Origin of the sequence: Wolbachia endosymbiont (group A) of Trypoxylon clavicerum, from assembly GCF_947251665.1 — a bacterium.
GTDB lineage: Bacteria > Pseudomonadota > Alphaproteobacteria > Rickettsiales > Anaplasmataceae > Wolbachia > Wolbachia pipientis.
In genome coordinates this window covers 110,248-136,187 of sequence record NZ_OX366374.1, presented here as the reverse complement: position 1 = coordinate 136,187, position 25,940 = coordinate 110,248, and the positions used below count along the sequence as shown (strand labels likewise).

Annotated in this window: 28 protein-coding genes, 3 tRNA genes and 2 pseudogenes; 18 read left to right on the top strand and 15 right to left on the bottom strand. The window is 35.5% G+C overall.

Translation table 11 applies throughout. The features are described from left to right. Nucleotides 1-47: 47 nt before the first annotated feature. Both OPR60_RS00680 and rpmE read right to left on the bottom strand, forming a co-directional pair. The gene (locus OPR60_RS00680; RefSeq protein ID WP_065094418.1) at nt 48-842 is read right to left on the bottom strand and encodes an NAD kinase; all 795 of its coding nucleotides are present in this window, start codon (nt 840-842) and stop codon (nt 48-50) included. A 38-nt stretch (nt 843-880) separates the two neighbouring features. Next, nucleotides 881-1,084, bottom strand: coding sequence for a 50S ribosomal protein L31 (gene rpmE, locus OPR60_RS00675; protein WP_007548602.1), 204 nt, complete (start codon nt 1,082-1,084; stop codon nt 881-883). 128 nt (nt 1,085-1,212) lie between these two features. Between rpmE and fabD the strand changes: the two genes are divergently transcribed. After that, nucleotides 1,213-2,193: an ACP S-malonyltransferase gene (gene fabD / locus OPR60_RS00670; RefSeq protein ID WP_265039677.1), complete on the top strand. Its 981-nt coding sequence runs from the start codon at nt 1,213-1,215 to the stop codon at nt 2,191-2,193. 39 nt (nt 2,194-2,232) lie between these two features. On the opposite strand, the gene gpmI is transcribed toward fabD, so the two are convergent. The 3 genes from gpmI to purH all read right to left on the bottom strand — a co-directional run bounded on the left by gpmI (nt 2,233) and on the right by purH (nt 5,495). Continuing rightward, nucleotides 2,233-3,753, bottom strand: a complete 1,521-nt coding sequence (gene gpmI / locus OPR60_RS00665; protein WP_065094416.1) for a 2,3-bisphosphoglycerate-independent phosphoglycerate mutase — start codon at nt 3,751-3,753, stop codon at nt 2,233-2,235. Nucleotides 3,754-3,786: 33 nt separating this feature from the next. Further along, a tRNA-Asn gene (locus OPR60_RS00660) sits at nt 3,787-3,858 on the bottom strand. A gap of 116 nt (nt 3,859-3,974) precedes the next feature. Next, nucleotides 3,975-5,495: a bifunctional phosphoribosylaminoimidazolecarboxamide formyltransferase/IMP cyclohydrolase gene (gene purH, locus OPR60_RS00655; RefSeq protein WP_065094415.1), complete on the bottom strand. Its 1,521-nt coding sequence runs from the start codon at nt 5,493-5,495 to the stop codon at nt 3,975-3,977. A 120-nt stretch (nt 5,496-5,615) separates the two neighbouring features. Between purH and OPR60_RS06970 the strand changes: the two are divergent. Next, nucleotides 5,616-5,766 (top strand): annotated as a pseudogene (locus tag OPR60_RS06970) (WPE palindromic element domain-containing protein); the annotation flags it as partial. 87 nt (nt 5,767-5,853) lie between these two features. Here the strand turns inward: OPR60_RS06970 and fmt are convergent. The 5 genes from fmt to OPR60_RS00625 form a co-directional block, all read right to left on the bottom strand. Then, a complete protein-coding gene (gene fmt, locus OPR60_RS00645) occupies nt 5,854-6,753 on the bottom strand; it encodes a methionyl-tRNA formyltransferase (RefSeq protein ID WP_065095289.1) in 900 nt (299 codons plus the stop codon). A 12-nt stretch (nt 6,754-6,765) separates the two neighbouring features. Further along, nucleotides 6,766-7,131 carry a 50S ribosomal protein L20 gene (rplT, locus tag OPR60_RS00640; protein ID WP_065094413.1) on the bottom strand — a complete coding sequence of 122 codons (366 nt, stop codon included), beginning with the start codon at nt 7,129-7,131 and terminating at the stop codon, nt 6,766-6,768. Between the two features lie 20 nt (nt 7,132-7,151). After that, nucleotides 7,152-7,358 carry a 50S ribosomal protein L35 gene (gene rpmI, locus OPR60_RS00635; RefSeq protein WP_007548610.1) on the bottom strand — a complete coding sequence of 69 codons (207 nt, stop codon included), beginning with the start codon at nt 7,356-7,358 and terminating at the stop codon, nt 7,152-7,154. A 98-nt stretch (nt 7,359-7,456) separates the two neighbouring features. Then, on the bottom strand, nt 7,457-7,900 hold the full coding sequence (locus tag OPR60_RS00630) for a PAS domain-containing protein (RefSeq protein WP_010962890.1): 444 nt from the start codon (nt 7,898-7,900) through the stop codon (nt 7,457-7,459). Between the two features lie 104 nt (nt 7,901-8,004). Next, a complete protein-coding gene (locus tag OPR60_RS00625; protein ID WP_265039632.1) occupies nt 8,005-8,757 on the bottom strand; it encodes an IS5 family transposase in 753 nt (250 codons plus the stop codon). A gap of 412 nt (nt 8,758-9,169) precedes the next feature. On the opposite strand from OPR60_RS00625, the gene OPR60_RS00620 reads away from it, so the two are divergent. Both OPR60_RS00620 and OPR60_RS00615 read left to right on the top strand, forming a co-directional pair. Beyond that, nucleotides 9,170-10,195, top strand: a complete 1,026-nt coding sequence (locus OPR60_RS00620) for an extracellular solute-binding protein (RefSeq protein WP_065095171.1) — start codon at nt 9,170-9,172, stop codon at nt 10,193-10,195. A gap of 203 nt (nt 10,196-10,398) precedes the next feature. Beyond that, a complete protein-coding gene (locus tag OPR60_RS00615) occupies nt 10,399-11,283 on the top strand; it encodes an aspartate carbamoyltransferase catalytic subunit (RefSeq protein ID WP_065106858.1) in 885 nt (294 codons plus the stop codon). A gap of 148 nt (nt 11,284-11,431) precedes the next feature. Here the strand turns inward: OPR60_RS00615 and OPR60_RS00610 are convergent, their stop codons facing one another. After that, complete coding sequence (locus OPR60_RS00610) at nt 11,432-11,587, bottom strand: hypothetical protein (RefSeq protein WP_265039676.1); 156 nt, start codon at nt 11,585-11,587, stop codon at nt 11,432-11,434. Further along, on the bottom strand, nt 11,575-12,327 hold the full coding sequence (locus OPR60_RS00605) for an IS5 family transposase (RefSeq protein ID WP_265039675.1): 753 nt from the start codon (nt 12,325-12,327) through the stop codon (nt 11,575-11,577). The genes OPR60_RS00610 and OPR60_RS00605 overlap by 13 nt, the downstream gene beginning before the upstream one ends. Nucleotides 12,328-12,430: 103 nt before the next feature. Between OPR60_RS00605 and OPR60_RS06965 the strand changes: the two are divergent. Then, nucleotides 12,431-12,514: pseudogene (locus OPR60_RS06965) on the top strand (WPE palindromic element domain-containing protein); the annotation flags it as partial. Nucleotides 12,515-12,728: 214 nt separating this feature from the next. Here the strand turns inward: OPR60_RS06965 and OPR60_RS00595 are convergent. The 3 genes from OPR60_RS00595 to OPR60_RS00585 all read right to left on the bottom strand — a co-directional run bounded on the left by OPR60_RS00595 (nt 12,729) and on the right by OPR60_RS00585 (nt 16,990). Continuing rightward, nucleotides 12,729-13,580, bottom strand: coding sequence for a ParB/RepB/Spo0J family partition protein (locus OPR60_RS00595; RefSeq protein ID WP_065095053.1), 852 nt, complete (start codon nt 13,578-13,580; stop codon nt 12,729-12,731). Further along, on the bottom strand, nt 13,577-14,419 hold the full coding sequence (locus OPR60_RS00590; RefSeq protein ID WP_006280226.1) for a ParA family protein: 843 nt from the start codon (nt 14,417-14,419) through the stop codon (nt 13,577-13,579). Before OPR60_RS00590 ends, OPR60_RS00595 begins: the two co-directional genes overlap by 4 nt. Nucleotides 14,420-14,509: 90 nt before the next feature. Then, complete coding sequence (locus OPR60_RS00585) at nt 14,510-16,990, bottom strand: response regulator (protein WP_265039674.1); 2,481 nt, start codon at nt 16,988-16,990, stop codon at nt 14,510-14,512. 160 nt (nt 16,991-17,150) lie between these two features. On the opposite strand from OPR60_RS00585, the gene hemF reads away from it, so the two are divergent. The 13 genes from hemF to sucD all read left to right on the top strand — a co-directional run bounded on the left by hemF (nt 17,151) and on the right by sucD (nt 25,934). Further along, on the top strand, nt 17,151-17,975 hold the full coding sequence (gene hemF / locus OPR60_RS00580) for an oxygen-dependent coproporphyrinogen oxidase (protein ID WP_064124995.1): 825 nt from the start codon (nt 17,151-17,153) through the stop codon (nt 17,973-17,975). 261 nt (nt 17,976-18,236) lie between these two features. Beyond that, nucleotides 18,237-19,049: a transposase gene (locus OPR60_RS00575; RefSeq protein WP_265040287.1), complete on the top strand. Its 813-nt coding sequence runs from the start codon at nt 18,237-18,239 to the stop codon at nt 19,047-19,049. A 103-nt stretch (nt 19,050-19,152) separates the two neighbouring features. Beyond that, on the top strand, nt 19,153-19,464 hold the full coding sequence (locus OPR60_RS00570; protein WP_265039673.1) for a hypothetical protein: 312 nt from the start codon (nt 19,153-19,155) through the stop codon (nt 19,462-19,464). A gap of 26 nt (nt 19,465-19,490) precedes the next feature. Next, nucleotides 19,491-20,243, top strand: coding sequence for an IS5 family transposase (locus OPR60_RS00565; RefSeq protein ID WP_265039672.1), 753 nt, complete (start codon nt 19,491-19,493; stop codon nt 20,241-20,243). Nucleotides 20,244-20,343: 100 nt separating this feature from the next. After that, nucleotides 20,344-21,096 (top strand): IS5 family transposase, encoded by a 753-nt coding sequence (locus OPR60_RS00560; RefSeq protein WP_265039632.1) that lies wholly within the window; start codon nt 20,344-20,346, stop codon nt 21,094-21,096. Nucleotides 21,097-21,196: 100 nt separating this feature from the next. After that, the gene (locus OPR60_RS00555; RefSeq protein ID WP_265039632.1) at nt 21,197-21,949 is read left to right on the top strand and encodes an IS5 family transposase; all 753 of its coding nucleotides are present in this window, start codon (nt 21,197-21,199) and stop codon (nt 21,947-21,949) included. A gap of 4 nt (nt 21,950-21,953) precedes the next feature. Further along, the gene (locus OPR60_RS00550) at nt 21,954-22,328 is read left to right on the top strand and encodes a hypothetical protein (RefSeq protein ID WP_265039671.1); all 375 of its coding nucleotides are present in this window, start codon (nt 21,954-21,956) and stop codon (nt 22,326-22,328) included. Nucleotides 22,329-22,396: 68 nt separating this feature from the next. After that, nucleotides 22,397-22,468, top strand: a tRNA-Glu gene (locus OPR60_RS00545). A gap of 28 nt (nt 22,469-22,496) precedes the next feature. After that, entirely contained in the window at nt 22,497-23,183 is a 687-nt protein-coding gene (locus OPR60_RS00540; RefSeq protein ID WP_006279818.1) for a 16S rRNA (uracil(1498)-N(3))-methyltransferase, read from the top strand. A 209-nt stretch (nt 23,184-23,392) separates the two neighbouring features. After that, nucleotides 23,393-23,466: transfer RNA gene (locus OPR60_RS00535), tRNA-Pro, on the top strand. Between the two features lie 199 nt (nt 23,467-23,665). Then, nucleotides 23,666-23,866 carry a 30S ribosomal protein S21 gene (gene rpsU / locus OPR60_RS00530; RefSeq protein WP_006279819.1) on the top strand — a complete coding sequence of 67 codons (201 nt, stop codon included), beginning with the start codon at nt 23,666-23,668 and terminating at the stop codon, nt 23,864-23,866. A gap of 37 nt (nt 23,867-23,903) precedes the next feature. Further along, nucleotides 23,904-25,055: an ADP-forming succinate--CoA ligase subunit beta gene (gene sucC / locus OPR60_RS00525; protein ID WP_265039670.1), complete on the top strand. Its 1,152-nt coding sequence runs from the start codon at nt 23,904-23,906 to the stop codon at nt 25,053-25,055. Between the two features lie 3 nt (nt 25,056-25,058). Next, nucleotides 25,059-25,934 (top strand): succinate--CoA ligase subunit alpha, encoded by an 876-nt coding sequence (gene sucD, locus OPR60_RS00520; RefSeq protein ID WP_065094448.1) that lies wholly within the window; start codon nt 25,059-25,061, stop codon nt 25,932-25,934. Nucleotides 25,935-25,940: the final 6 nt, after the last annotated feature.

Sequence of the window (25,940 nt, the reverse complement as noted above, 5' to 3'; positions counted from 1 at the left end):
TTTGTCCACAGAGCCTACATTAGCCATGCATCTGAACAGATACATTATTAGTATAGAAATTGTCTATCAAAGATCCTTTCATTCAGAGGGTAATCTTTGTCAAAAAGCAAAGTTATTGTGTTTTCGTGGTCTTTTTGTATTTTTATCTGTGATATATTATGAAACTCCTTGTAATCTGATACTACAAGTGCTGGACGGTTTTTTGTGTCGTTAATGTCAATTTGTACGATTGTATCGTTTGATATTAATGCTCCATTCCAATGCCTTGGGTAATAGCTATTGATAGAAGTGAGTGCAAGTAAATTTGAATTTAGCGGCAAGATTGGGCCTCCGGCAGAGAAGTTGTATGCAGTGCTGCCTGTGGGAGTAGATAATATTACTCCGTCCCCTCTAAATTTTTCTACTTTTAGCTTATCATTAATAGTAATATTCATTTCTACTATTTGGTTCGCTTTTCTAAAAACATATACTTCGTTTACTGCTATGTAATGATATCTCTTGCCACTTGTGTCTGTTGCTTCCATTTTTAGCAAAGTTAACTGAGTTGAAGTTGCATGCTCTATATGATCAATTAAATCTTCACTGCGGCTAAAGCATTTATTCATCAAAAACCCAACATTGCCAGTGTTTATCCCATACACATGCATGTTTTTATTTTCTATGACGTAATTGTGCAAAGTGCGTAGCATAAAGCCATCACCGCCAACAACTATCAATAGATCGATTTCGGACTTATTTTCTTCTGTTATATTGATAAAATTAAGTTTCTTTAATAGTTTAGATACTTCCTGCGATTTTGGTGATGGAGAAGCAACATAGCCTATATTTTTGTATTTATGCATGCTTCAGTAGACTCTCTAAAACTTAAAGAGGAGGAAAATTAGAAAATGCTTCCATATTTATCGTTAAACTTAGCTAATTTGCTAGTTTTACTTGCTAACCCGCTTGTCAAACTTCCAGTCCATGCAGGGTGAGTAAGAGGATCTCTATCAAGTTTTACCCTATCTCCCTCCTTTCCATAAGTGGAACGAGTTTCAAACTCTTGACCGTCTGTCATAACTATAATAATTTTATGATAATTCATTGTTGTTTATAAACTTTTAGTCAGTTAACATTCTAGTGAACTTAATTCACTAAGTCAATCATTATTCTAAAATATTGACAAAAAATAAATAAAATGTTATACTTAATAAGGAATAAGTAATAATTATCATGATTTTCGCTTTCCCTGGTCAGGGCTCTCAGTTTGTAGGAATGGGAAAGAGCTTATATAGTGAGTTTTCCGTTGCAAGACAAGTATTTAATGAAGTAGATAGCATATTGGGTAGAAAGCTGTCTCATTTAATCTTCAACGGTCCTATTGAAGAATTAACCATTACAGAAAACGCTCAGCCAGCTATAATGGCAGTATCAATTGCAATGCTACGTGTTATGGAGCATGTGTTTGGCAAATCTCTTTTCACTGATCACAATGTTAAATATGTTTGTGGGCATTCAGTTGGCGAATATACAGCGCTGTGTGCTGCAGGAGCGTTAACGCTTGAGTCTGCAATCAAGCTGCTGGAAGTTCGCAGCGAAGCAATGCATGAAGCTTCACTGAAATGTAAAGGCGGAATGGTTGCGTTGCTTGGAGCAGAGATAAATGAAGTGGAAGATATATTGAAATCAGTTCAAATTGACGGAATTTGTGAAATTGCAAACGATAACGGTGGCGGACAAGTGGTTATAAGTGGCACTAGAGAAGCTCTTGAAATGTTACCCGATTTATTCAAAAACTCGAGTGTGAGGAAACTAATTAAATTACAGGTTAGTGGGCCTTTTCATTCATCTCTTATGAAACCTGCTGATGAAAAAGTTTTGGAGTTTTTGAAGGGTATTAAAATAACCCGTCCTATAGTTCCTTTGATATCAAATGTTACAGCTAAAGAGGAGAGTGATCCCAAAGTTATAAAAACTTTACTCGCCAAGCAAGTTGTAAGCAGAGTGAAATGGAGAGAAATGGTTTTGTATATGTCAAGCCGTGGCATTAACAAATTTGTTGAAATTGGCTCTAATAAAGTTTTATCTAATTTGGTCAAAAGAATTGACCAATCTATCAGTACAAAAAATATAGATAGTATTGGTGATATTGACAGCTTCTTTAATGAATCATTAGTACTAACAGCGAAAAATTTAAAAGTTGGATTAAGTTAAAACACATCTATTTGATGTCATTCCGGTGCATAACGCTGCCTAGCTGGAATGACAGAGGGTAATGCAAGAAATCAACGAACTGCCTGTCATTTCATCCGGTTTCTTAATTCCAAGTAGCTGTAAAATAGTAGGGGCAATGTCAGATAACCTTCCGTCTCTTAGTTTTAGATTATTGCAAGACACAATAAATGGCACTTTATTTAGAGTGTGTGCTGTATGAGGTGTATTATTTTCTTCATCGAACATACATTCCACATTACCATGGTCTGCAGTGACAATTAACGCGGTGTTGCTTGACTTTTTAACAGCACTCAGCACTTTTGCAAGACAATCATCTACAGCTAGCACAGCTTTCTCGGCTGCTTTTATATTACCTGTATGCCCTACCATATCAGGATTAGCGTAATTTACAACTATCAGTGCGAATTCTTGGGAGTGAATTTTTTCTACAAGCTTTTCTGTGAGCTCGAAGGCTGACATTTCGGGCTGCAAATCGTAAGTTTGAACTTTTGGTGAGGGAATGAGAATTCTTTCTTCACCAGAGAAAGGTTCTTCTTTTCCACAATTGAAAAAGAAAGTCACATGAGCGTATTTCTCGGTTTCGGCGATACGTAATTGTCGTAATTTATTGTCTTCTATTGTTTGTCCTAGAGTATCAGCGAAAGAAGTAGGAGGAAAAATATAAGAAATTTTGAGATCTTCTTTGTACTTCATCATACTTAAAATTGAAGAGAATTTTGCTACCTTAGCGTAATCTGTTTTGCCAAGCAAAATACTTGCTAATTGTATCATTCGATCAGCACGAAAGTTAGCCAACAGCACTCCATCTTCTGGTTTTATACCTTGATAGTCACCTATTACTGCGGGCCTAATAAACTCATCAGTTATGTTATTTTGATAATTTTCATCAATCAACGATACTGTATTATCATGACAAGGTGCCTTTGCAAATGCGATAGCCTCATAAGCTTCGATTGTTCTCTTCCACCTGTTGTCACGGTCCATAGCATAGTAACGCCCAGAAACAGTAGCAATTCTTGTGTCATTTCCCTTTATACTCTTTGTAAATTCTTGAATGCATTTTTTTCCTGAATTTGGCAATGTGTCTCTGCCATCTAAAAATGCATGTATCACCACTTTTATTCCATGCTGTGATATTTTATTTGCTAAAGTTGAAATATGCTTTTGATGCGAATGAACACCACCATCGGACACCAATCCCATTATATGGCATACTCCGTTCTTACTTTTTAGATCATTAATAAAACTTTGTAGATTTACATTGTTTTCTATTGTTCCAATCTCTTGATTAATGCGCTGAAGGCTTTGTATTACCACTCTACCACTGCCAATATTCATATGGCCAACTTCTGAGTTACCTATTTGACCACCAGGTAACCCCACATCAGTTCCACAGGCGGATAAACTGCATTTTGGATAATTAGAGCTAATATATTGCCAACAGGGTGGATTTGCGTTGCTAATAGCATTGTATTTACTGTTTTCTACTCCATTTCCCCAGCCATCTAGTATACATAAAACGACTGATTTAATGCCCATATAAAATCAACACTAAAATTCAACAGAGAAGAGCTCCCCGGGCCGGATTCGAACCAGCGACCAATTGGTTAACAGCCAACTGCTCTACCACTGAGCTACCGAGGAATAAACTGGTTTCAATTTATCATATTGAGCGCTGATTGTAAACGGTTTTTGTATACAATTATGATCAAAGCAATGTTAAATGCGCGAAAAAGTGTACATTGACATGAGATACAAGCCTAATGAAAAAAGCTACGAATGCCGGTGAAAAACATGGCAATTTTATTTTCATTTGCAGCTTTTATCACATCTTGATCTTTCAGCGAGCCGCCGGGCTGAATTATAGCTGTAATTCCATGTTTTGCACTTTCTACTATGCTATCTGGGAATGGAAAAAATGCATCTGAAGCAAGCACTGCTTCTTTACACTTTTCACCCGCCTTTTTCACTGCAATGTTCACGCTATCTATTCTGCTCGTTTGCCCTGCACCGATACCGACAGCACAACCGTCTTTTGCTATAACTATTGCATTAGATTTCACATGTTTACATATTTTCCAAGCAAAAATAAGATCTTCTTTTTCTTTTTCCGTTGCAGCGTGTTCTGTTACTTGCCTCATTTCTTCTGCTTGTATTGTATGGTTATTATTTTCTTGCACCAAAAACCCGCCAACAACGTTTTTAATTTGGTATTTCACATTTTGTTGGAAAGATTTATGAATAATCACTCTTAAATTTTTCTTTCTTTGTAAAATTTTTAGTGCCTCATTGTTTACCGATGGTGCTATCACTACTTCCAAAAATATCTCGTTTAATTTTTCTGCTAGCTTTAAATCTATCTCCCGATTTAAGGCAACTATACCACCAAAACTGCTTACTTCATCACACGATAGAGCTTTTTTATATGCCTCCAAAGCATTATCACCAACAGCAGCGCCACACGGGTTATTGTGCTTGATTATCACTGCTGCAGGTTCTTCAAATTCAGAAATTATGTTAAGTGCGGACTCTATATCTACTATATTATTATAACTCAACTCTTTCCCATGTATTTTTTCCAGCGGATATTTGGTGAATTGATTGCTATAAAATGCAGCTTTTTGATGAGGATTTTCACCATACCTGAGTTCTTGTACTTTATGTCCATATAGTGCAAAAAACTCTGGTAATTCATTATTCTTACTCTGGGATAAAAACCAACTGTGAATATTAGAATCATAGTGTGCAGTGAGAGCAAATGCTTTGGTTGCTAAGTGTTTTCTATATTCCAATGGTGTTTCATTGTTATTTTTTATCATCTCAGCTTTTAGTGCTTCATAGTCTTGAATGCTAGAAATAACTGAAGTAAAACGAAAATTTTTTGCTGCAGCTCTAATTAACGCCACTCCTCCGATATCAATTTGTTCTATAATTTGCTCTTCATTTGAGCCGCTACTTACTGTCTCCCAAAATGGGTATAGGTTAGTTATAAGCAGGTCTATTGGCTCAATTTCTAGATCTTGCACTTCTTTTTTGTGCTTTTCTCGATCATAAAGTATTCCTCCATGAATTTTAGGGTGTAAAGTTTTTACTCTACCACCTAGTATCTCTGGAAATTGTGTGTAATCTGAGACCTCTTGTGTTTTTATTCCGGCATCAGATAGTGCTTTATAAGTATTTCCCGTTGAAAGCATTTCTATTTGTTGCTGCATTAAAAACGATGCAAGATCAATTATATTCGTTTTATCGTATACTGATATTAAAGCTCTTTTTATTTTCATTTTTATATGGAAAGTTTTTTAAGATTATATCTAAGAAAAGAAAATTTGTCTATATATAGCTACTACGTCATACCGCCGCGGTATCCACAACTGTACGAACATTGTGATACAAGAGACCAAGAAAGATGTCACCCAGTCTGGGATCCAGAAAACTTCACTTTAAATGAGCACACCAGGTGGCTGTACAATAGAAACTGGATTCCAGACTGGAATGACACCATCTACTACTCAAATTACCTGCAAATTGCAATGTTCGTACACCAAAACGCGGTATCTTGTTGTAGATTCCGCTAACAAGCAGCGGAATACCAAATTGTAGAAGTTGCTTTAGCCCTCCTAACCTTTCCTTCAAAGCAGTCTATTCTATAAATTTTTTTACCATGCTTGATTTCAAACCACGAATAAAATCTTCAATACTACAAGGATTTCTTCCTTCCATTTGTACAACTTTAGGAATTAAAATGCCACCTTTTAAACTTATGTGCATATTATCGTTAACAATCTCACCTTGTTCTGAAGCGAAAGCTTCAAAGTCAGCATCAAGTATCCTGATACGTTTATTCTCTATCTTGATAAACGCTTTTGGGTAAAACGCTTTAACCTTTCTATAAGCAACTTCACAGGCATCACTTGCATAAATTTTATAGTCTTCCACTTTGTCAGCGTAACATGCATCGTTATCGTTCTGTTTTAAGGGAAGCTGTTTTTCAATTTCGTTTAGCACTTTCAGCAGTAAATCACTGCCTAGCTTAGATAATTTATCATGCAATGTCTTGTAATTATCGTTCTTTTCGATAAGAAATTTTTCCTGTTTTAAAATAGGGCCGGAATCTAATCCTTCATCCAATTGCATAATGCTAACCCCGGTTTCTTGATCTCCTGCTAAAATTGTGTGCTGTATCGGGGCTGCACCACGCCACCTTGGTAGTAATGAAGGATGAATATTAATACAACCATATTTTGGAATATTCAAAATTTCTCTTGGAAGTATCAATCCATACGCGGCAACAACCGCAACGTCTGGCTTGAAATTTCTAAATTTTTCTTGCTCTGCCGAGAACTTTAGAGAGATAGGAGTACATACCTCTATGTTACTTTCTTCAGCGATAACATGTACTGGAGATTTCATTGGCTTCTGTCCACGCCCCGAAGGTTTTGGAGCCTTGGTGTATACTGCCACCACTTCGCTCTTTGATTTCAGTAACAAGCTCAGAGAATTAACAGCAAATCCTGGTGATCCCATGAAAATAATTCTCATGGTGTTTTTGCTTTAAGAATTCTCCGCTAATTTACCACTTACAGTTTCTACTAATTTGGCAAAATCATCCTTATAACTAACTGCCATCTCAGCAAGAATTTTTCTATTTAAATCAATGCCGGCAAGTGTAAGACCATGCATAAACCTACCATAAGTAAGCCCATGCTCTCTTGCTGCTGCATTAATACGTATTATCCATAAGCTACGGAAATCACGTTTACGGGTTCTTCTGTCTCTGTAAGCATATTGCAGTGCTTTTTCAACTCTCTGTAATGCAATTCTATAACAGCTTTTTGCACGTCCTCTATAACCCTTTGCTAGTTTCAATATTTTTTTATGACGAGCGTGAGTAGTGACTCCACGTTTTACCCGAGCCATTTTATTTTACCTCCATTTTGTTAAATACCGTAAGGCATATGAAGCTTAACTATACGCGAGTCAGATTTACCAAGAATCGTTGTACCGCGCTGATTACGAATATTAGATTTACTTCTCTTTACCATGCCATGCCTTTTGCCTGACTGAGTAGAAATAACTTTACCCTTAGCTGTAAGGTGAAAGCGCTTTTTCACAGAAGATTTGGTTTTTAATTTTATTTTCTTCATATTCCAAATAAATTTACAAGCACTACTATTGAGTTCTTTAATAGTAATTAAGCATTAGTATAAATAATTTTATTAAAGAATCAAATTAAAATTGTATATTAAAGGAGTTTAAAAGTAATTACGCCCAATATGTGTGTTATACCTTCTTTATTCCCAAGTGGCAACAATACTTGCCTCATTTTAACACTTTCACTTTCTTCCTCTTCATTGATCGGGCATTTACTCTCTATTACAGTATCAAGTTTATCAATAACTGCATCTATTTTATATAGTCGCAAAAATGGTGCATCAATTGCATACTTATTATCAATGCGCGTCTTTTTCTCAAAACCATAGAATTCAACAGCCTTTTCTCCTGCATTTTCACAAATATAACCTTGATCCTTGACTTCAATGACAAAACAATGCTGCCATGATTCCATTATTTCTGCAGTGTCTATTTCATGCCTTTCTGGCCAATCTCTGTCTGATCCTTTTATGTCATTCCAGTGTTGAGTCACCACATTTGCTATTCTTTTTTCTTTGCCTACATAAATTTCCATTCCAATTTCCACATATAAAACACAGATATGAGGTAAATTTATCGTGAATATATTGATTTTTTCTTACCACAAGGTGCATGTCACTAGGCTCTGTGGACAAAATTTTAGAGAAGCCATACAAGAGCTCCAACAAAATTGAGAAAACCAATAAAAACCTCAGCAGTTTTATCAAATCTGGAAAAAATGCGCCTAAAATTTTTAATTTTACCAAAAAAACACTCAATCAAATGACGTTCTTTGTAGATATGCTCATCGTAATACCTTTGCACTTTTCGATTCCGTTTTGGCGGAATAACTACTGTACATCCCTTGTCTTCAAGACTTGTAACAAAGGCATTGCTATCATAGCCCTTGTCAGCTACTACAGTAGAGTTATAGATACTTTCGGTCAACACTTGTGCCTGCGTAATTTCATTTCTTTGACCAGGAGTCAGAGTAAATTTAAGTGGATTTCCAAGTGCATCGACAAGCGCATGTATTTTAGTTGTAAAGCCACCTTTGCTCCTCCCTAAAGCTTCTTGATCCTTGGAGTTTTTTGTATATCCAGATGAACATGGATGGGCTCGGATGATCGTACCGTCGATTATAGCAACTTCTAAATCAGGCTCTTGTTTAGTATATTCAAGCAATTTTTTCCAGACATCTCTTTCACACCATCTTTTAAATCGCTTATGTATACTCCTGTAATTACCATAAGTTTTTGGTAAAAGTCTCCATTGGCAACCACTTCGCACTATGTACCACACTGCCTCTATGAATATTCTTAAACGTTTTTCATCTTTGCTGTGCATTCCTTTTACGCTTTTTATGAACTCTAAAATTTGTTTCCAATTTTCCTCTTTGATGTAATATTGCATATGGTAGTTTCTCCATTTTTTACCTATTAGGCTAAACTACCATCTTTTTCTCTCTTTTCATATTTTTTGTCCACAGAGCCTAGTTATTCACTATCCATTTTTTAAGTTGGCGTTTTTTAATGTTTTAAATAGCGCATTTCAGCTTATATTAGGTAAAAACCTAGAAATTTTATAAAGACATAAGGTGCACATAGTGCAAAAAATTAAGCATGATTTACGCCAAATACATTAAGTTTTTTGTCATTAATCCACTGCAGAGATTGCGAAGATAAATAAATAGCTTCAGTGTTATAATAAGGGGGCTGGCGAAGCTTGTCAAGGAAGTTTTTATGATTTATCTAACGAACTTTACACTTGCTAAAGTTGTACCATCTTGGTAACTTTAACTGAAAGAAGTTATTTTTTATCCAATATGAAAAAAGCCTTTATATTCACACCCTTAATAGCAATTATATTGATAGTTATTACTTATTTATACAGAAACGACGGAACTAATGACTCACAAGTGGTAAATGTTTATTCATCGCGCAAAGAAGAATTAGTACGTACTTTGTTTGATGAATTCACGAAAAATACAGGCATTAAAGTACGTTACATCATTGATGATTATTCTCAGCTACTTTCACGAATAGAAAACGGTGGTGAAGCTGACTTATTTTTGACTGCTGATGCAATCAACTTAATTCTAGCAAAAAAAAGAGGCCTTTTATCTCAAGTAGATTCAGAGGTTTTAAAAAGTGTTATACCTGCAAGATTTAGAGACAGTGAAGATTATTGGTTTGGTCTTACAAAAAGAGCTAGGATATTGGTTTACAATAAAGAGTCAGTAGACCCTAAGGACTTAAGTACTTATGAAGATTTAGCAAATGAAAAATGGAAAGGAAAAATATTAGTGCGTTCTTCTACAAGTCCATATAACAGATCGTTAATTGCTTTTATGATTGCAAATAATGGTTTTGAAAAGACGAAAGAATGGGTAAGCGGAATTGTGAGCAATATGGCAAGAAAACCAAGTGGTGGTGATACTGATCAAATTTACGCCGTAGCAGCCGGTGAGGGAGATGTTGCAATAGTAAACAGCTACTACTTTGCGAGAATTCTTTCATCAGAAAATAAAAAGAATGTTGCAGACAAGCTAGGGGCTTTTTTTCCTAATCGCAACGATCACGGTGTAATGGTAAACATCAGTGGTGCAGCAGTAACAAAAAACGCAAAAAACAGGGAAAATGCTATAGTCTTATTGGAATTTTTAGTAAGCAAGCAGGCTCAAGAGTTATACGCTAAAAAAAACCAAGAATATCCTATTATTGAAGGCGTTGAAACTTCCGATATACTAAAATCTTGGGGAAATTATTCACAAAGTGATTTGCCTCTAAGTGAACTTGAGAAGCATCTTTTTGAGGCTGTTATGATAGCGGATGAGTGTAAGTGGAAGTAATCCCCAGCGCCACTAAACATTGGGATGAAAGATTTATGCTAATATACCTTACTCTTGACTCGCTGAACTTTTTCTTCCTTCTAACTTAATTTTGACTTTACTATCTTTTTCCGTTCTTTCACCAAAACAATTGCTGCACAAGAAGTCTATTGAAAAAAGGTAATAAGAAAGTAGAATAGGTTCAAGTAGTTGAAAAGGAAACTATGAACAAGAGAAGGAATTTGTTAAACATCTCAGACCTTACAGTCGATGATGTAGAAAATATAACTAAGTTGGCCAACCAGTACCTTAAAAAAGAAGTTGCAAATAGTCATATCTTGGAAAATAAGACAGTAATAAATTTATTCTTTGAAGATTCAACGCGTACACTTGCGTCTTTTGAAATAGCAGCAAAAAGCCTTGGAGCAAATGTTGTAACTTTGCCAATAAGATCTTCTTCTATTAACAAGGGAGAAGATCTGAAAGACATGATCAAAACATTAAATGCAATGAATCCTGATTACATAATAATCAGGCATAAAAGTAGTGGTATCATTAATACACTGGCAAAGTATGTTAACTGCTCGCTAATCAATGCAGGCGATGGAAGTAGTGAACATCCAACTCAAGCTCTTGCAGACTATCTTGTAATCAGCAATCACAAAAAGCAAATAAAGGACCTCAAAGTTGTGATATGTGGAGATATTCTGCACAGTAGAGTTGCAAGATCAAATATAAGATTGCTAAAAATGTTTGGAGCAGAGATAAACTTGGTCGCACCACCAACTTTGATTTGTAAGCATTTTCCTGAAGTAGATTCAGTCCATTATTCATTAATTGAAGGTATAAAGGATGCTGACGTAATTATGCTTTTGAGATTGCAGAAAGAGCGCATGAATAATAGTTCTTCAGAGAAAGAATATTTTTATTTGTATGGACTTGATTCACAAAAGCTATCATACGCAAAACCAGATGCGATTGTTATGCACCCAGGGCCAATAAACAGAGGGATTGAGATTAGTAGTGATGTAGCAGATTGTGTTATTTTACAGCAAGTAGAATTCGGATTGGCAATACGTAAGGCAGTGCTGCACTATTATAGATATTAAAAAATGCTACACAACTAATACGAAAGAAGGGTTTTTTCATGAAATGACGAGAATGGCCACTAAGATGTTAAGGCTGAGGATATGATGTGGAATTTTTTACGAAAGCCTGAAGTCAACCAACAACCTTGCAGAACGGCAAATTAGACGGCTATCGTAAAAACAGCTTTTTCACCTGGTCAGAATGTGGGGAAAGGTTCGTGAAAAGAATGTTGTCGATATTTTTGACATCACGTCTCAATGGCCAAAATCCCTTCCAAAAGTTACGACTGCTTAGGCTCTGTGGACAAAATTTTAGAGAAGCCATACAAGAGCTCCAACAAAATTGAGAAAACCAATAAAAACCTCAGCAGTTTTATCAAATCTGGAAAAAATGCGCCTAAAATTTTTAATTTTACCAAAAAAACACTCAATCAAATGACGTTCTTTGTAGATATGCTCATCGTAATACCTTTGCACTTTTCGATTCCGTTTTGGCGGAATAACTACTGTACATCCCTTGTCTTCAAGACTTGTAACAAAGGCATTGCTATCGTAGCCCTTGTCAGCTACTACAGTAGAGTTATAGATACTTTCGGTCAACACTTGTGCCTGCGTAATTTCATTTCTTTGACCAGGAGTCAGAGTAAATTTAAGTGGATTTCCAAGTGCATCGACAAGCGCATGTATTTTAGTTGTAAAGCCACCTTTGCTCCTCTCTAAAGCTTCTTGATCCTTGGAGTTTTTTGTATATCCAGATGAACATGGATGGGCTCGGATGATCGTACCGTCGATTATAGCAACTTCTAAATCAGGCTCTTGTTTAGTATATTCAAGCAATTTTTTCCAGACATCTCTTTCACACCATCTTTTAAATCGCTTATGTATACTCCTGTAATTACCATAAGTTTTTGGTAAAAGTCTCCATTGGCAACCACTTCGCACTATGTACCACACTGCCTCTATGAATATTCTTAAACGTTTTTCATCTTTGCTATGCATTCCTTTTACGCTTTTTATGAACTCTAAAATTTGTTTCCAATTTTCCTCTTTGATGTAATATTGCATATGGTAGTTTCTCCATTTTTTACCTATTAGGCTAAACTACCATCTTTTTCTCTCTTTTCATATTTTTTGTCCACAGAGCCTAGGGTGTCATCCCAGTGCGTGACACTGGGATCCAGAAGACTTAATTTCAACCAAGTGGCTGCATAATAAAGGCTGGATTCCAGTGTCACGCACTGGGATGACACCATTCTTTTTCCTGGATCCAAGTAGTCAGGGCACTGGGATGACAGCTACCCTGACAATCGTCATCCCGCTGCTTGTTAGCGGATACCGCGGCGGTATGACGTAGAAGTTATACTTTTATGCTTACCAACTTAATAAAATTCCTGGATTCCAGTGTCAGCTACTTTCATGACACCAACAGTTGATATTGGTTTGTTGCTTTGCTAGCCAACTACTAGCTATGCCTCAAGTTTCCTATTCAAAATTTTCAATATCAAATCCAATTCATTTGGATTATCATACCGTATCATAACTTTACCCTTAGAATTGTTGTCATTAATTTTGATCTTTAAACCAAGTTGAGAAGATATAGCGCCTTCTATTACCGTCATATCTTGATTTCTAGTATATTTCTGTTCTTTTTGGTTGTTGCCTTGATGCAAATCTTTTATCAATTTTTCAGTTTGTCTAACGCTTAAGCCTTGAGAAACTATTTTTTCTGCAATATCTTCCGCATTTTCAACATTAATCAACGCTCTTGCATGACCCATAGACAACTTTTTTTCGTTGATAATTGTTTTCACCCTACAGGAAAGTGACAACATCCGAATCATATTGGTTATGTGGCTGCGGCTTTTGCCTATAGCTGAAGCTAATTCTTCATGTGTATAGGAAAACTCATCTATCAGTCTCTTATACGCTTCACCTTCTTCTATTGGATTAATATCTTGCCTTTGTATGTTTTCAATAATGGATACTTCCAAGCATTCCTTGTCGCTCAGATCTTTTATGATAACGGGTGCACTATCAAGATTTGCAATCTTGCTTGCTCGCCAACGACGTTCCCCAGCTATTATTTCGTAACCATCATCATTTGAATCTTTGCGTACCACGATAGGCTGTATAATGCCACTTTTCTTTATCGAATTTGCAAGCTCTCTTAATGATTCCTCGTCAAAATGTTTCCTCGGTTGAAATTTGCTTGGGTGCAGTAATGAAATAGGCAAATACTCTTGTCGATCTTCTTTATTATCATAATTATCGCCTATGAGACCGGCAAGACCTCTGCCTAAGCGTCTATCATCCTTCATACTACGCCCTCGCTCACTAGCTTCTTCTCCTTACAACTGCTCGCGTGCTTTTTTAAAATTTCCCTTGCCAAACTTATATATGCTTGTGCACCAGGACACTTAAGATCATACACAATAGCGGGTTTTCCATGAGAAGGCGCTTCTGATAACCGTACGTTACGTGGAATAACAGTCTCATACAATGGGATGATAGTTTTGTATACTTTATCATTTAAATACTGGCAAATATCGTTTTTAATCTGTTCACTGAGTTTGTTACGCCTATCATACATTGTTAACACTATCCCTTCTATTGCCAAAAAAGGGTTTAGGTTATTCCTTTTTATCAGCTCTACAGTTTTAACTAAATGGCTTAATCCTTCCAGAGCAAAAAATTCACACTGAAGAGGAACAATAATAGAATTAGCAGCAGTCAAGGCATTAATGGTTAGAAGCCCAAGTGATGGAGGGCAATCGATGATTATATACTCATAATTATCGCGTATCTTCTCCAATGCGCTTTTTAGTACGAATTTTCCTCGCTCAAGTTGCGATAATTCAATTTCTGCAGCTGACAAATCAACTACTGACGAAATTAGCGATAAATTCGGAATTTCCTTTATATTGAAAATTGCCGATTCTATCAATTTATTTTCGCTGCTTAGTAGTATTTTGTATATGTTTTTTTCTTCCCTACTACGATAAGAAATCCCGAGTCCGGTGCTAGCATTTCCTTGAGGATCAAGATCTACCAATAAAGTGCTTTTTCCCACAGCAGCAAAGGCTGTCGACAAATTTATACTAGTTGTGGTTTTGCCAACTCCACCCTTTTGATTTACTATTGCAATAATCTTGCTCACGCCTTTTATCTTATGTATAAAATAATTCTATTGTATATATGCAAGAAACTTTTGCATTAGAAAATTTTTTTGTTGCTAATCACACTAAAATTAGACTGTCTTTTTTGCTTTGTGTAACACACTTTGAACCTTGTTTCCTAATTCATTCAGAGTGAATGGTTTTGGCAAAAAGTGAAAATCTTCTATATTGATGTCATCACTCTTTAAAAAAGCATCTTCTGCATACCCAGAAATAAAAATAACGTTGATATTTGGCCTATGGATCAATGCTTCTTTAACTATTTCTGGGCCGCTCACCTCTGGCATGATTACATCAGTGATTATAAGATCTATATGTTGACTTTTTTTACTGATTATTTCTAGCGCCTCGCTGCCTATGCTTGCTTCTATTACATCAAATCCTTTTCTTTTGAGTGCTTTAGAGATGAATTCCCTTACTGAATCTTCATCTTCGATTAATAAAATTATACCATTACCTTTAATTTCACTTACTACCGGTTTTTCTGTTTCTTCACTATCTTCCTCTCTATCATTTTCATCTGATATGTAAACCATGGGCAAAAATATGCTAAATTTAGTTCCATGATTTACTTTGCTAGCAACATAGATGTATCCTTCAGTTTGTTTAATAATGCCATATACAGTAGAGAGGCCAAGACCTGTACCAGAGGTAATATCTTTGGTAGAAAAAAATGGATCAAAGATCTTTTCAGTTGTATCACTCGTCATTCCACATCCAGTATCAATTACTTCAATCACAACATAATTTCCATGTTCAATCGCTTCCTTGTCTGGAGAAAACATATCCTGAGGTGTAGAATTTAATGAGTCAATCTTTTGATTAAAGGTTCGTATAGTTAATTCCCCGCCCTTTTCCATAGCAGCACTAGCATTGACTGCTAAGTTAAGTATAACTTGCTCTAATTGCCCTTGATCAGCCCTAACAGCACCCAAGTCTCTACCATAATAAATGTTAAATTTTATATTTTCACCTATTAATCTTTTTATCATTTCATAAAGATTAGCTATAGTTCTATTTACATCAATAATTTTTGGCTGCAAGGTCTGTCTTCTTGAAAAAGCAAGCAATTGTCTTACTAAATTTGATCCACGCTTTGCATTTTGCTGTATCTGTATTATATCTCCAAAAGATGGATCACCAGCTGAATGCTGGAGTAAAAGCAAATCGCAAAATCCTATTATCCCAGTCAATATATTGTTGAAATCATGCGCAATACCACCTGCTAACTGCCCTATAGCTTGCATCTTTTGATAATGCTCAAGCTTTATCTCTAGGTTTTTGTGTTCAGTATTATCAATAAAATAACAAATTATGAATATCATTTTATTATGAAGAAACTTATTGAAATATATTTTTATGTTATTACCGCCGTTGAGCTGCACATCAAAGTACGCATTATTTATTCTATTACTCGAAAAATATTCACGTATTTTCACATGATAACTATCCAATATCAATGTAAAGATTGAATTATTATCTGACCCTGCAAGCTTTATTAGTGCCGTATTTTTCTTTACAAAGTTGCCGTTTATGTCACATTGTGCAATAGCAATTGATGAATTTACAAAACAAGGGTGTAATTGATAATCAACAATATTTGATTCGGTTGGTGTTATAAAGCCATATATATAGCTATGGTTGTATTTATCACAAAATATAGCAGTGCTCATATAAGCCTTGAATGGAATACCACTTATAGTAAAAAACAAAATTTCATTATCGGTTGTTGTATTGTTATATTTAGATTGAGATATAAAATCACTGATTGAGCTACCTTTTTCCAGTTTTTTCAGTTCAAATATGTCTAAAAATCTTTTATTTACAGATAAAATCACCCCTTTGGCATTTGCGATGTAAGTTCCTATACTGTGTTTTTCTATTAACTCTTCATATACCTGCTCCTTGTTTATCTGTGTTGCTTTTAACACAAAATACCCATCAGGCCTTGCTATTGGCACTAATGATAAATTTAAAATCTTATTACTATTTATAGCAATTTGGGGATTATCTGGTATCGGCTCAAAGAGCAAAAGAAAGTTAGATACTCTATTCTTCTTGTTTAAGGAAATGCATACCTGTACAGAAGAGTTATTTTTTAGTGCATGATAGAGTACTTTTTTGTCTGCTTCTGAAACATCTCCTATTTCAAGAATCTTGCCTAACGTAATGTCATCATCTATATGATCTTTAAACCTTTCGTAGAACCTTGCATCAGCATAAATAACACCCTCATCTTTATGTAAAATAAGGCAAAATTCTGTATTATGATTTAGTGCATTTGCAAATATTGCATTTTGAAATTCTATAGTATTAAGTAGGTATCTGTAGCGTTTTACATTATACATCATAAAGAGAGTTGTTAGAATGCTAACTAATAAATTAATCTCTATATTAATATGCTGACTATATATATCAAAAAAGTAGAGTATCGATATTGCTACTGGAGGTAAGAGCATAATAACTGCCATCACAACAATTGACATTCCATAATTTCTTAGTATGAAGTCAACCCTGTTCTCTTTTTTGTTATCTATGTATCTCTTATTCATTATTGTTACTTGGCATTGTTGTACATACGAAAATGTTCTATTATATTGATTTAATTATTATAGATTTATTAACGTCTTTGATAGATAATTATCATCCAAATCTAATTAAGTTCCTTAAATATCAGATATAACAATGTTAATAAGCTAGCAAGAGGATATTATGGAAAAACAGAAAACACAAGCATTTAAATGGTTTTGTGCACTAAGAGATAAGATCATAGAATCTTTCTTATTAATTGAAAAACAATCATCCGCAGAGCCAAAGATCGAAAAGAGAAAGTGGGATCGCCCAGGTGGTGGAGGTGGTGAATCTACAATTATTTTTGGTAATGTTTTTGAAAAAGTTGGAGTAAACGTTTCAAAAGTACACGGAAAATTTGCAGATTCAGCCATTAATGAAATTCCTGGTGCAAGTGAAAGTAACGGAGAGTTTTGGGCAAGCGGTATATCTTTAGTGTCTCATATGCAATCGCCCCTTATCCCTGCAGCACATATGAACACAAGGCTGATATATACTTCAAAACAATGGTTTGGTGGAGGAATGGATTTTACGCCAATATATAAAAATGAAGAAGATTGCAAGTATATCCATGAATCAATCAAAATGACATGTGATAGATTTGACACCGGATATTATCCAAAATTTAAAGAGCAATGTGACAACTATTTTTTCTTACAACACAGAAAAGAGCCGCGTGGTATTGGTGGCATTTTCTATGATAATCTGAGTTCTGGCAACTGGGAAAACGATTTTGAGTTCACAAAAGCAGTAGGTGAAGCCTTTTTGGAAATTTATTTGCACATCATACGTAAACATATACAAAAATCTTGGACAAAAGAACAACGAGAAAATCAATTAATAAAACGTGGCAGATATGTAGAATTCAACCTGTTATACGATCGTGGCACAAGGTTTGGTTTAATGACTGACGGCAATCCAGATGCAATTATGATGTCAATGCCACCACTTGTTAAGTGGTTATAGAGAGCTGCTATTAGTAAAAAATAAATCATCATAGTTTAAAATTGTACCATGGTAGTGAGCTTTTATATAGGGGTATAATCATGGGTATAATAGATAATTTTTTAATTAAATCTGTCAAAAACAATGACATAAAAGGTGTTAAACTGACTCTAATTCTCTATAGACCTGCTGCAAAAGGTGATTGAAAAAATGATGTGAGAGGGGTAGAAGAAGAATAAGCAGATCAAGTAAGGAAAAAAAATGAGCTTTAGTTACTATAATATGAAAAAACACCCAAGAAACTTTCGTAATATAACAGGTTTAAGTATAGAGGAGTTCGAAAAAGTAGTAGAAAAAGTGAGGTCTGGATGGAAAAAACTTGAAAAACAGAAAAAGTGTCATGGTAGAAGATCAAAACTACCAACTCTGGAAGATAAGTTGTTTTGCGTAATTTTGTACTATCGCACTTACATAACACATAGATTTTTAGGATGCCTATTCAATGTGCACAACGCAAATGTATGTAGGTTACTTAAGAGAATAGAGCCATTACTCGCCAAAAAAGTGACTATAACAAAAGATAGAAGTATGACGCCAGAAAAAATACTGAAGATTTTGGCTGATGTTACAGAACAGCAAATACAGAGGCCAGAAGATAGTAAAAAACGGAAGAAATCATATTCAGGAAAAAAAAGAACCAACACTATGAAAACTGAGATTATTATCGAAGAAGGAGGAAGAATTTTATCAGTGTCAAAGTCATACCGTGGTAGAATTAGTGATTTTCGCATAAGGAAACAAGAAAAATATTTACCACTTGATAGCATAAAACATGCTGATTCTGGATATCAAGGTTGGCAAAAATTGCAAAGCAATGTTATAATTCCATATAAAAAGTATCGTAAAAAGCCATTAACTCCAGAGCAGAAAGAGCATAATAGAAGGTTAGCATCATTTAGAATGAGAGTAGAAAATAAGATCCGAGAGATAAAGATATTTAAGATTATGTCGAATGTTTATCGCAATTTTCAGAAAAAATATAACTTGAGGTTCAATATTATTGCTGGTATTGTAAATCTTAAGCACGCCTTTTAGTTAACCTTGATTTTATTCACCCTCCTTTCCTTTTTTTTATCGCTTGATTCGCAGCAGGTCTTATGATGCATTAAATAGTTTTAGAAAATTCTTTTCAAAGACTATGTCTCTCAAGAATACAGGATCATTTGATATAAATAATAATCAAGCTTTAAATCAGGCTTTAGGACATGCTACAGATCACAAAATAATGGAATTGCTGATTAATCGTGGAGCTGATATCCACTCAATAGATGAGAATGGAAAGAATGTTATAATTCGTGTTATTGAGAGTTTAGCAGAATCAAAAAATCTAAAATTGGATAGTGAGAAAAACTTACCAGCAGAGATAATTCTTCACCCCACAGTTTCCTTTTTACTAGGCTCTGTGGACAAAAAATATGAAAAGAGAGAAAAAGATGGTAGTTTAGCCTAATAGGTAAAAAATGGAGAAACTACCATATGCAATATTACATCAAAGAGGAAAATTGGAAACAAATTTTAGAGTTCATAAAAAGCGTAAAAGGAATGCACAGCAAAGATGAAAAACGTTTAAGAATATTCATAGAGGCAGTGTGGTACATAGTGCGAAGTGGTTACCAATGGAGACTTTTACCAAAAACTTATGGTAATTACAGGAGTATACATAAGCGATTTAAAAGATGGTGTGAAAGAGATGTCTGGAAAAAATTGCTTGAATATACTAAACAAGAGCCTGATTTAGAAGTTGCTATAATCGACGGTACGATCATCCGAGCCCATCCATGTTCATCTGGATATACAAAAAACTCCAAGGATCAAGAAGCTTTAGGGAGGAGCAAAGGTGGCTTTACAACTAAAATACATGCGCTTGTCGATGCACTTGGAAATCCACTTAAATTTACTCTGACTCCTGGTCAAAGAAATGAAATTACGCAGGCACAAGTGTTGACCGAAAGTATCTATAACTCTACTGTAGTAGCTGACAAGGGCTACGATAGCAATGCCTTTGTTACAAGTCTTGAAGACAAGGGATGTACAGTAGTTATTCCGCCAAAACGGAATCGAAAAGTGCAAAGGTATTACGATGAGCATATCTACAAAGAACGTCATTTGATTGAGTGTTTTTTTGGTAAAATTAAAAATTTTAGGCGCATTTTTTCCAGATTTGATAAAACTGCTGAGGTTTTTATTGGTTTTCTCAATTTTGTTGGAGCTCTTGTATGGCTTCTCTAAAATTTTGTCCACAGAGCCTAGGCTCTGTGGACAAAAAATATGAAAAGAGAGAAAAAGATGGTAGTTTAGCCTAATAGGTAAAAAATGGAGAAACTACCATATGCAATATTACATCAAAGAGGAAAATTGGAAACAAATTTTAGAGTTCATAAAAAGCGTAAAAGGAATGCACAGCAAAGATGAAAAACGTTTAAGAATATTCATAGAGGCAGTGTGGTACATAGTGCGAAGTGGTTGCCAATGGAGACTTTTACCAAAAACTTATGGTAATTACAGGAGTATACATAAGCGATTTAAAAGATGGTGTGAAAGAGATGTCTGGAAAAAATTGCTTGAATATACTAAACAAGAGCCTGATTTAGAAGTTGCTATAATCGACGGTACGATCATCCGAGCCCATCCATGTTCATCTGGATATACAAAAAACTCCAAGGATCAAGAAGCTTTAGGGAGGAGCAAAGGTGGCTTTACAACTAAAATACATGCGCTTGTCGATGCACTTGGAAATCCACTTAAATTTACTCTGACTCCTGGTCAAAGAAATGAAATTACGCAGGCACAAGTGTTGACCGAAAGTATCTATAACTCTACTGTAGTAGCTGACAAGGGCTACGATAGCAATGCCTTTGTTACAAGTCTTGAAGACAAGGGATGTACAGTAGTTATTCCGCCAAAACGGAATCGAAAAGTGCAAAGGTATTACGATGAGCATATCTACAAAGAACGTCATTTGATTGAGTGTTTTTTTGGTAAAATTAAAAATTTTAGGCGCATTTTTTCCAGATTTGATAAAACTGCTGAGGTTTTTATTGGTTTTCTCAATTTTGTTGGAGCTCTTGTATGGCTTCTCTAAAATTTTGTCCACAGAGCCTAGGCTCTGTGGACAAAAAATATGAAAAGAGAGAAAAAGATGGTAGTTTAGCCTAATAGGTAAAAAATGGAGAAACTACCATATGCAATATTACATCAAAGAGGAAAATTGGAAACAAATTTTAGAGTTCATAAAAAGCGTAAAAGGAATGCACAGCAAAGATGAAAAACGTTTAAGAATATTCATAGAGGCAGTGTGGTACATAGTGCGAAGTGGTTGCCAATGGAGACTTTTACCAAAAACTTATGGTAATTACAGGAGTATACATAAGCGATTTAAAAGATGGTGTGAAAGAGATGTCTGGAAAAAATTGCTTGAATATACTAAACAAGAGCCTGATTTAGAAGTTGCTATAATCGACGGTACGATCATCCGAGCCCATCCATGTTCATCTGGATATACAAAAAACTCCAAGGATCAAGAAGCTTTAGGGAGGAGCAAAGGTGGCTTTACAACTAAAATACATGCGCTTGTCGATGCACTTGGAAATCCACTTAAATTTACTCTGACTCCTGGTCAAAGAAATGAAATTACGCAGGCACAAGTGTTGACCGAAAGTATCTATAACTCTACTGTAGTAGCTGACAAGGGCTACGATAGCAATGCCTTTGTTACAAGTCTTGAAGACAAGGGATGTACAGTAGTTATTCCGCCAAAACGGAATCGAAAAGTGCAAAGGTATTACGATGAGCATATCTACAAAGAACGTCATTTGATTGAGTGTTTTTTTGGTAAAATTAAAAATTTTAGGCGCATTTTTTCCAGATTTGATAAAACTGCTGAGGTTTTTATTGGTTTTCTCAATTTTGTTGGAGCTCTTGTATGGCTTCTCTAAAATTTTGTCCACAGAGCCTAGGGTAGATTTGTCCAAGAAAAGAGCAGAAAGAAAAGCAAAAGACATAAAAGCTAATTCTGGAACTTGCCATGGGTTAGTGCAAGATAAAGTGAATGATTGGCAAGTGAAGCTAAATGAGCTAAGTGCTAATAAGTCGATAAGTCAGCAACAGACTAATGATCAAAAAATTAAGACCAAGGCTGGCTTTAGTGTAGAAGAAATAAGGCAGAAATATGAGCGTAGAGATTCTGGCTATGATTCCGATACAAAAGTTGAACAACAATTAGAATTAGCTCCTAAATCTGAGATAGGTTCAGTGAGTATTGAGCATGGAGTAATAGGAGGCTGTCGATATAAGATTACTGATATATCCCTCTAACTATGTGATTCAAAATAATTGAATTGACTTTATATATGTAATCGATATAACCTAGTTAGATTCAAGTTGACTCTTTCGTCTAGTGGTTAGGACACCACCCTTTCACGGTGGTAACACGGGTTCAAATCCCGTAAGAGTCACTCAAGTAGAATATAATTAAAGTTTTGAATGGGAAAAATTAGGCTCTATGTTGAAGAAGCTTTATCACAAGGCGTGAGTTTAGCACTTAATCCACAACAAAGTCACTATATTTGCAATGTAATGCGGCTTAAGAAGTATGATAATCTCTCTCTTTTTAATGGAAAAGATGGAGAATGGTTAGGAGAAGTAGTTAATATATCGCGTAAATTGACAGAAGTTACACCCAAAGAATGCACTAAACAACAGCAATATGAGGAAAATTTATACCTGTATTGTGCCATGGTAAAAAGTGCTGCTTTGAACAACATAGTAAGACAGGCAACTGAAATGGGAGTAATCTGCATTCAATTTATTTCAACGGAACGTACAGTGGTAAAAAATATTAACCTAAGTAGAGCAAAATTACAAGCAATCGAAGCAGCGGAACAATCAGGTAGGATAAGTATACCAGAGATTTTGCCTCCTATTAACTTTTGTGAGTTACCTGATTCCCAGAGTAAAAATTTTGTTTTGTGTGATGAAACAGGTAAAGCTGACAAAGTGCTGAAAGGCAAAAAAAATGTTGCTATTATTGTTGGCCCTGAAGGTGGTTTTTCATCTTATGAACTTGATCTTGCCGATAAGTTTTGTCAAAAATTGAGTCTAGGAAAAAGAATTTTAAGGGTCGATACCGCTGTGGTTGCTGCACTAACTTTCACCAATTGGTGTAGCTAGATTTTTAAATATGGCTAAGATAAAGAAATCTGGTTCAGTGTTGCGCGCACAAAAACTCTGTAGACTCTCCACGAAGCAGTCTGTTGTTAAAGAGGAGCTAATAAAAAACGTATTCTAAGATAATATTAAATCTTATATTATATTTTTTCTAAAATAAACAAATGAACCTTGCATTTTGCCTGAATTATTGATAGCCTGAGTAAAGAAGTCGGGGCGTAGCGCAGCCTGGTAGCGCATTTGGTTTGGGACCAAAGGGTCGGGAGTTCAAATCTCTCCGCCCCGATGTTAGTATAATTGTAAGAACGCTGTAACATAAGAGCAATCTCCATCAGTAAGCAAGTAGCTGACACTGGAATGACATTATTCACCATGTAAATTATGGCATATTACATTTTAACGCTCAAGTTTACAAAATAATTGACAATGTTAATTTTCTAATTTATAAATAGATTTTGAAATGATTACCGAAGGAGGTATAGAGTTTGATAGAAGTATCAGTCCATTATGGTGATGTAGACAGAGCTCTTCCAGTATTGAAAAAAACAATTCAAAAGGAAGGAAGAGGGTTGAAAATGAAAAAACAATATCATGAAAAAAAATCAGAAAAAAGAGCTAAAAAGAAAGCTGAAGCTAAAAAAAAGAGGTACCAACAAGAGTGCAGAAGGCAGCGTTATGGTTGGTAGTTTGTACTCAAGTTAATAGTTTATCATTGGTTATTTTATGAATATTCACGAATATCAAGCGAAAGAAGTGTTGCATAAATTTAATGTCCCAGTGCCAAAAGGTTTTGTTGCTACATCTGCGGAAGAAGTAAAGACTCAAGTAAGTCAATTAAAATCTGACGTGTTTGTAGTTAAAGCTCAAATTCATGCAGGTGGTAGGGGTAAAGCCGGTGGCGTAAAGCTAGCAAAGTCAGTTGAAGAAGCTCAACAGTTTGTAAAGGACATGATTGGTATGACTTTAGTTACTCATCAAACAGGGCCAAGTGGGCAGCAAGTAAGAAAAGTGTACGTTGAAGAAGGCTCAAGCATTAAGAAAGAGTATTATTTAAGCCTGGTAATCGACCCGAAGCTCAGTAGGCCAATATTCATATTTTCCTCAGAAGGTGGAATGGACATCGAAGAAGTGGCAAAAAATTCTCCTGCAAAAATTGTGAAATTTGATATTGATTCTGCTACAAGTTTTGATAGCAGCAAGTTAAGCAGCAGTTTTCATTTGAGTCCAGAACAAATAGAAAAGATATCGAACATTGCAAAAAAAATATATGATGCGTTTATTGCAACTGACGCGAACCAAATTGAAATTAATCCACTGGTTGAAACAAATTCTGGAGATTTTATTGCGCTCGATGCGAAAATTAATTTCGATGATAATGCTTTATATCGTCACCCAGAAATTATGGAACTTCGTGATTATGATGAAGAAGTGAAAGAAGAGATAGAGGCTTCAAAGTATGGGCTCAGTTACATTAAAATGGATGGCAGTATTGGTTGCATGGTAAATGGTGCAGGTCTTGCTATGGCAACAATGGATATAATAAAATACTACGGAGCAGAGCCTGCTAACTTTTTGGATGTTGGTGGTGGAGCGAGTAAAGAAACTGTAACTGAAGCATTTAAAATCATATTGTCTGATAGCAACGTAAGAGGAATTTTGGTTAATATATTTGGTGGTATAATGCGTTGCGATATTATCGCAAGTGGAATTGTTGCGGCTGCAAAAGAAATGAGTATTAAAGTTCCTTTAGTGGTTAGGTTATCAGGTACTAATTTTGAGGAAGGAAAAAAAATCTTAGAAGAGTCAGGATTAAATATTATTGCTGCAGATGAACTGGGTGATGCTGCGCAAAAGATAGTAAAAGAGGTAAAATAAAGCATGTCCGTTTTAGTAAATAAAGATACAAGATTAATATGCCAGGGTTTTACTGGTGCACAAGGTACGTTTCATTCAGAGCAAGCTATTGACTACGGGACGAAAATGGTTGGCGGTGTAACTCCTGGAAAGGGTGGTAGCACTCACCTTAGTTTACCAGTTTTTAATACTGTAGCAGAAGCCAAAGAAAAAACCGGTGCAAATGCTACAGTTATATATGTACCTGCTAAATTTGCTGCTGCTGCAATACTTGAAGCAATAGATGCAAAAATAGAATTGATAGTTTGTATTACAGAGGGCATTCCTATACTTGATATGGTGAAAGTTAAGCGCGCGCTTGTTGATTCAAAAAGTCGATTGGTTGGTCCCAACTGCCCGGGAATTATTACGCCTGAAGAGTGCAAAATAGGAATTATGCCTGGCCATATCCATAAGCGTGGACACATAGGAATTATGTCTCGCTCTGGAACTTTAACTTACGAAGCAGTAGCACAAACAACTGCTGTTGGTCTTGGTCAATCCACATGTATCGGAATTGGGGGGGATCCAGTTCATGGTATGACATTTGTTGACTGTATGGAGCTCTTTTTAAAAGATGACGATACTCATGGTATTGTAGTTATTGGTGAAATAGGTGGAAACGAAGAAGAAGATGTATCACATTTTGTGAAAACAGAAAAAACTAAAAAGCCAATCGTTGGTTTTGTAGCAGGTCAAACGGCACCTCCAGGAAGACGTATGGGACACGCTGGAGCAATCATCTCTTCCAGCGGTGGAAGTGCTGGTGCAAAACTAGAAGTTATGCGGAGTGCCGGGATTGCAATTGCTGAAACCCCTGCAGTGATTGGTAAGAAGGTATTGGAAGTAATGCATCACTAGAATTAG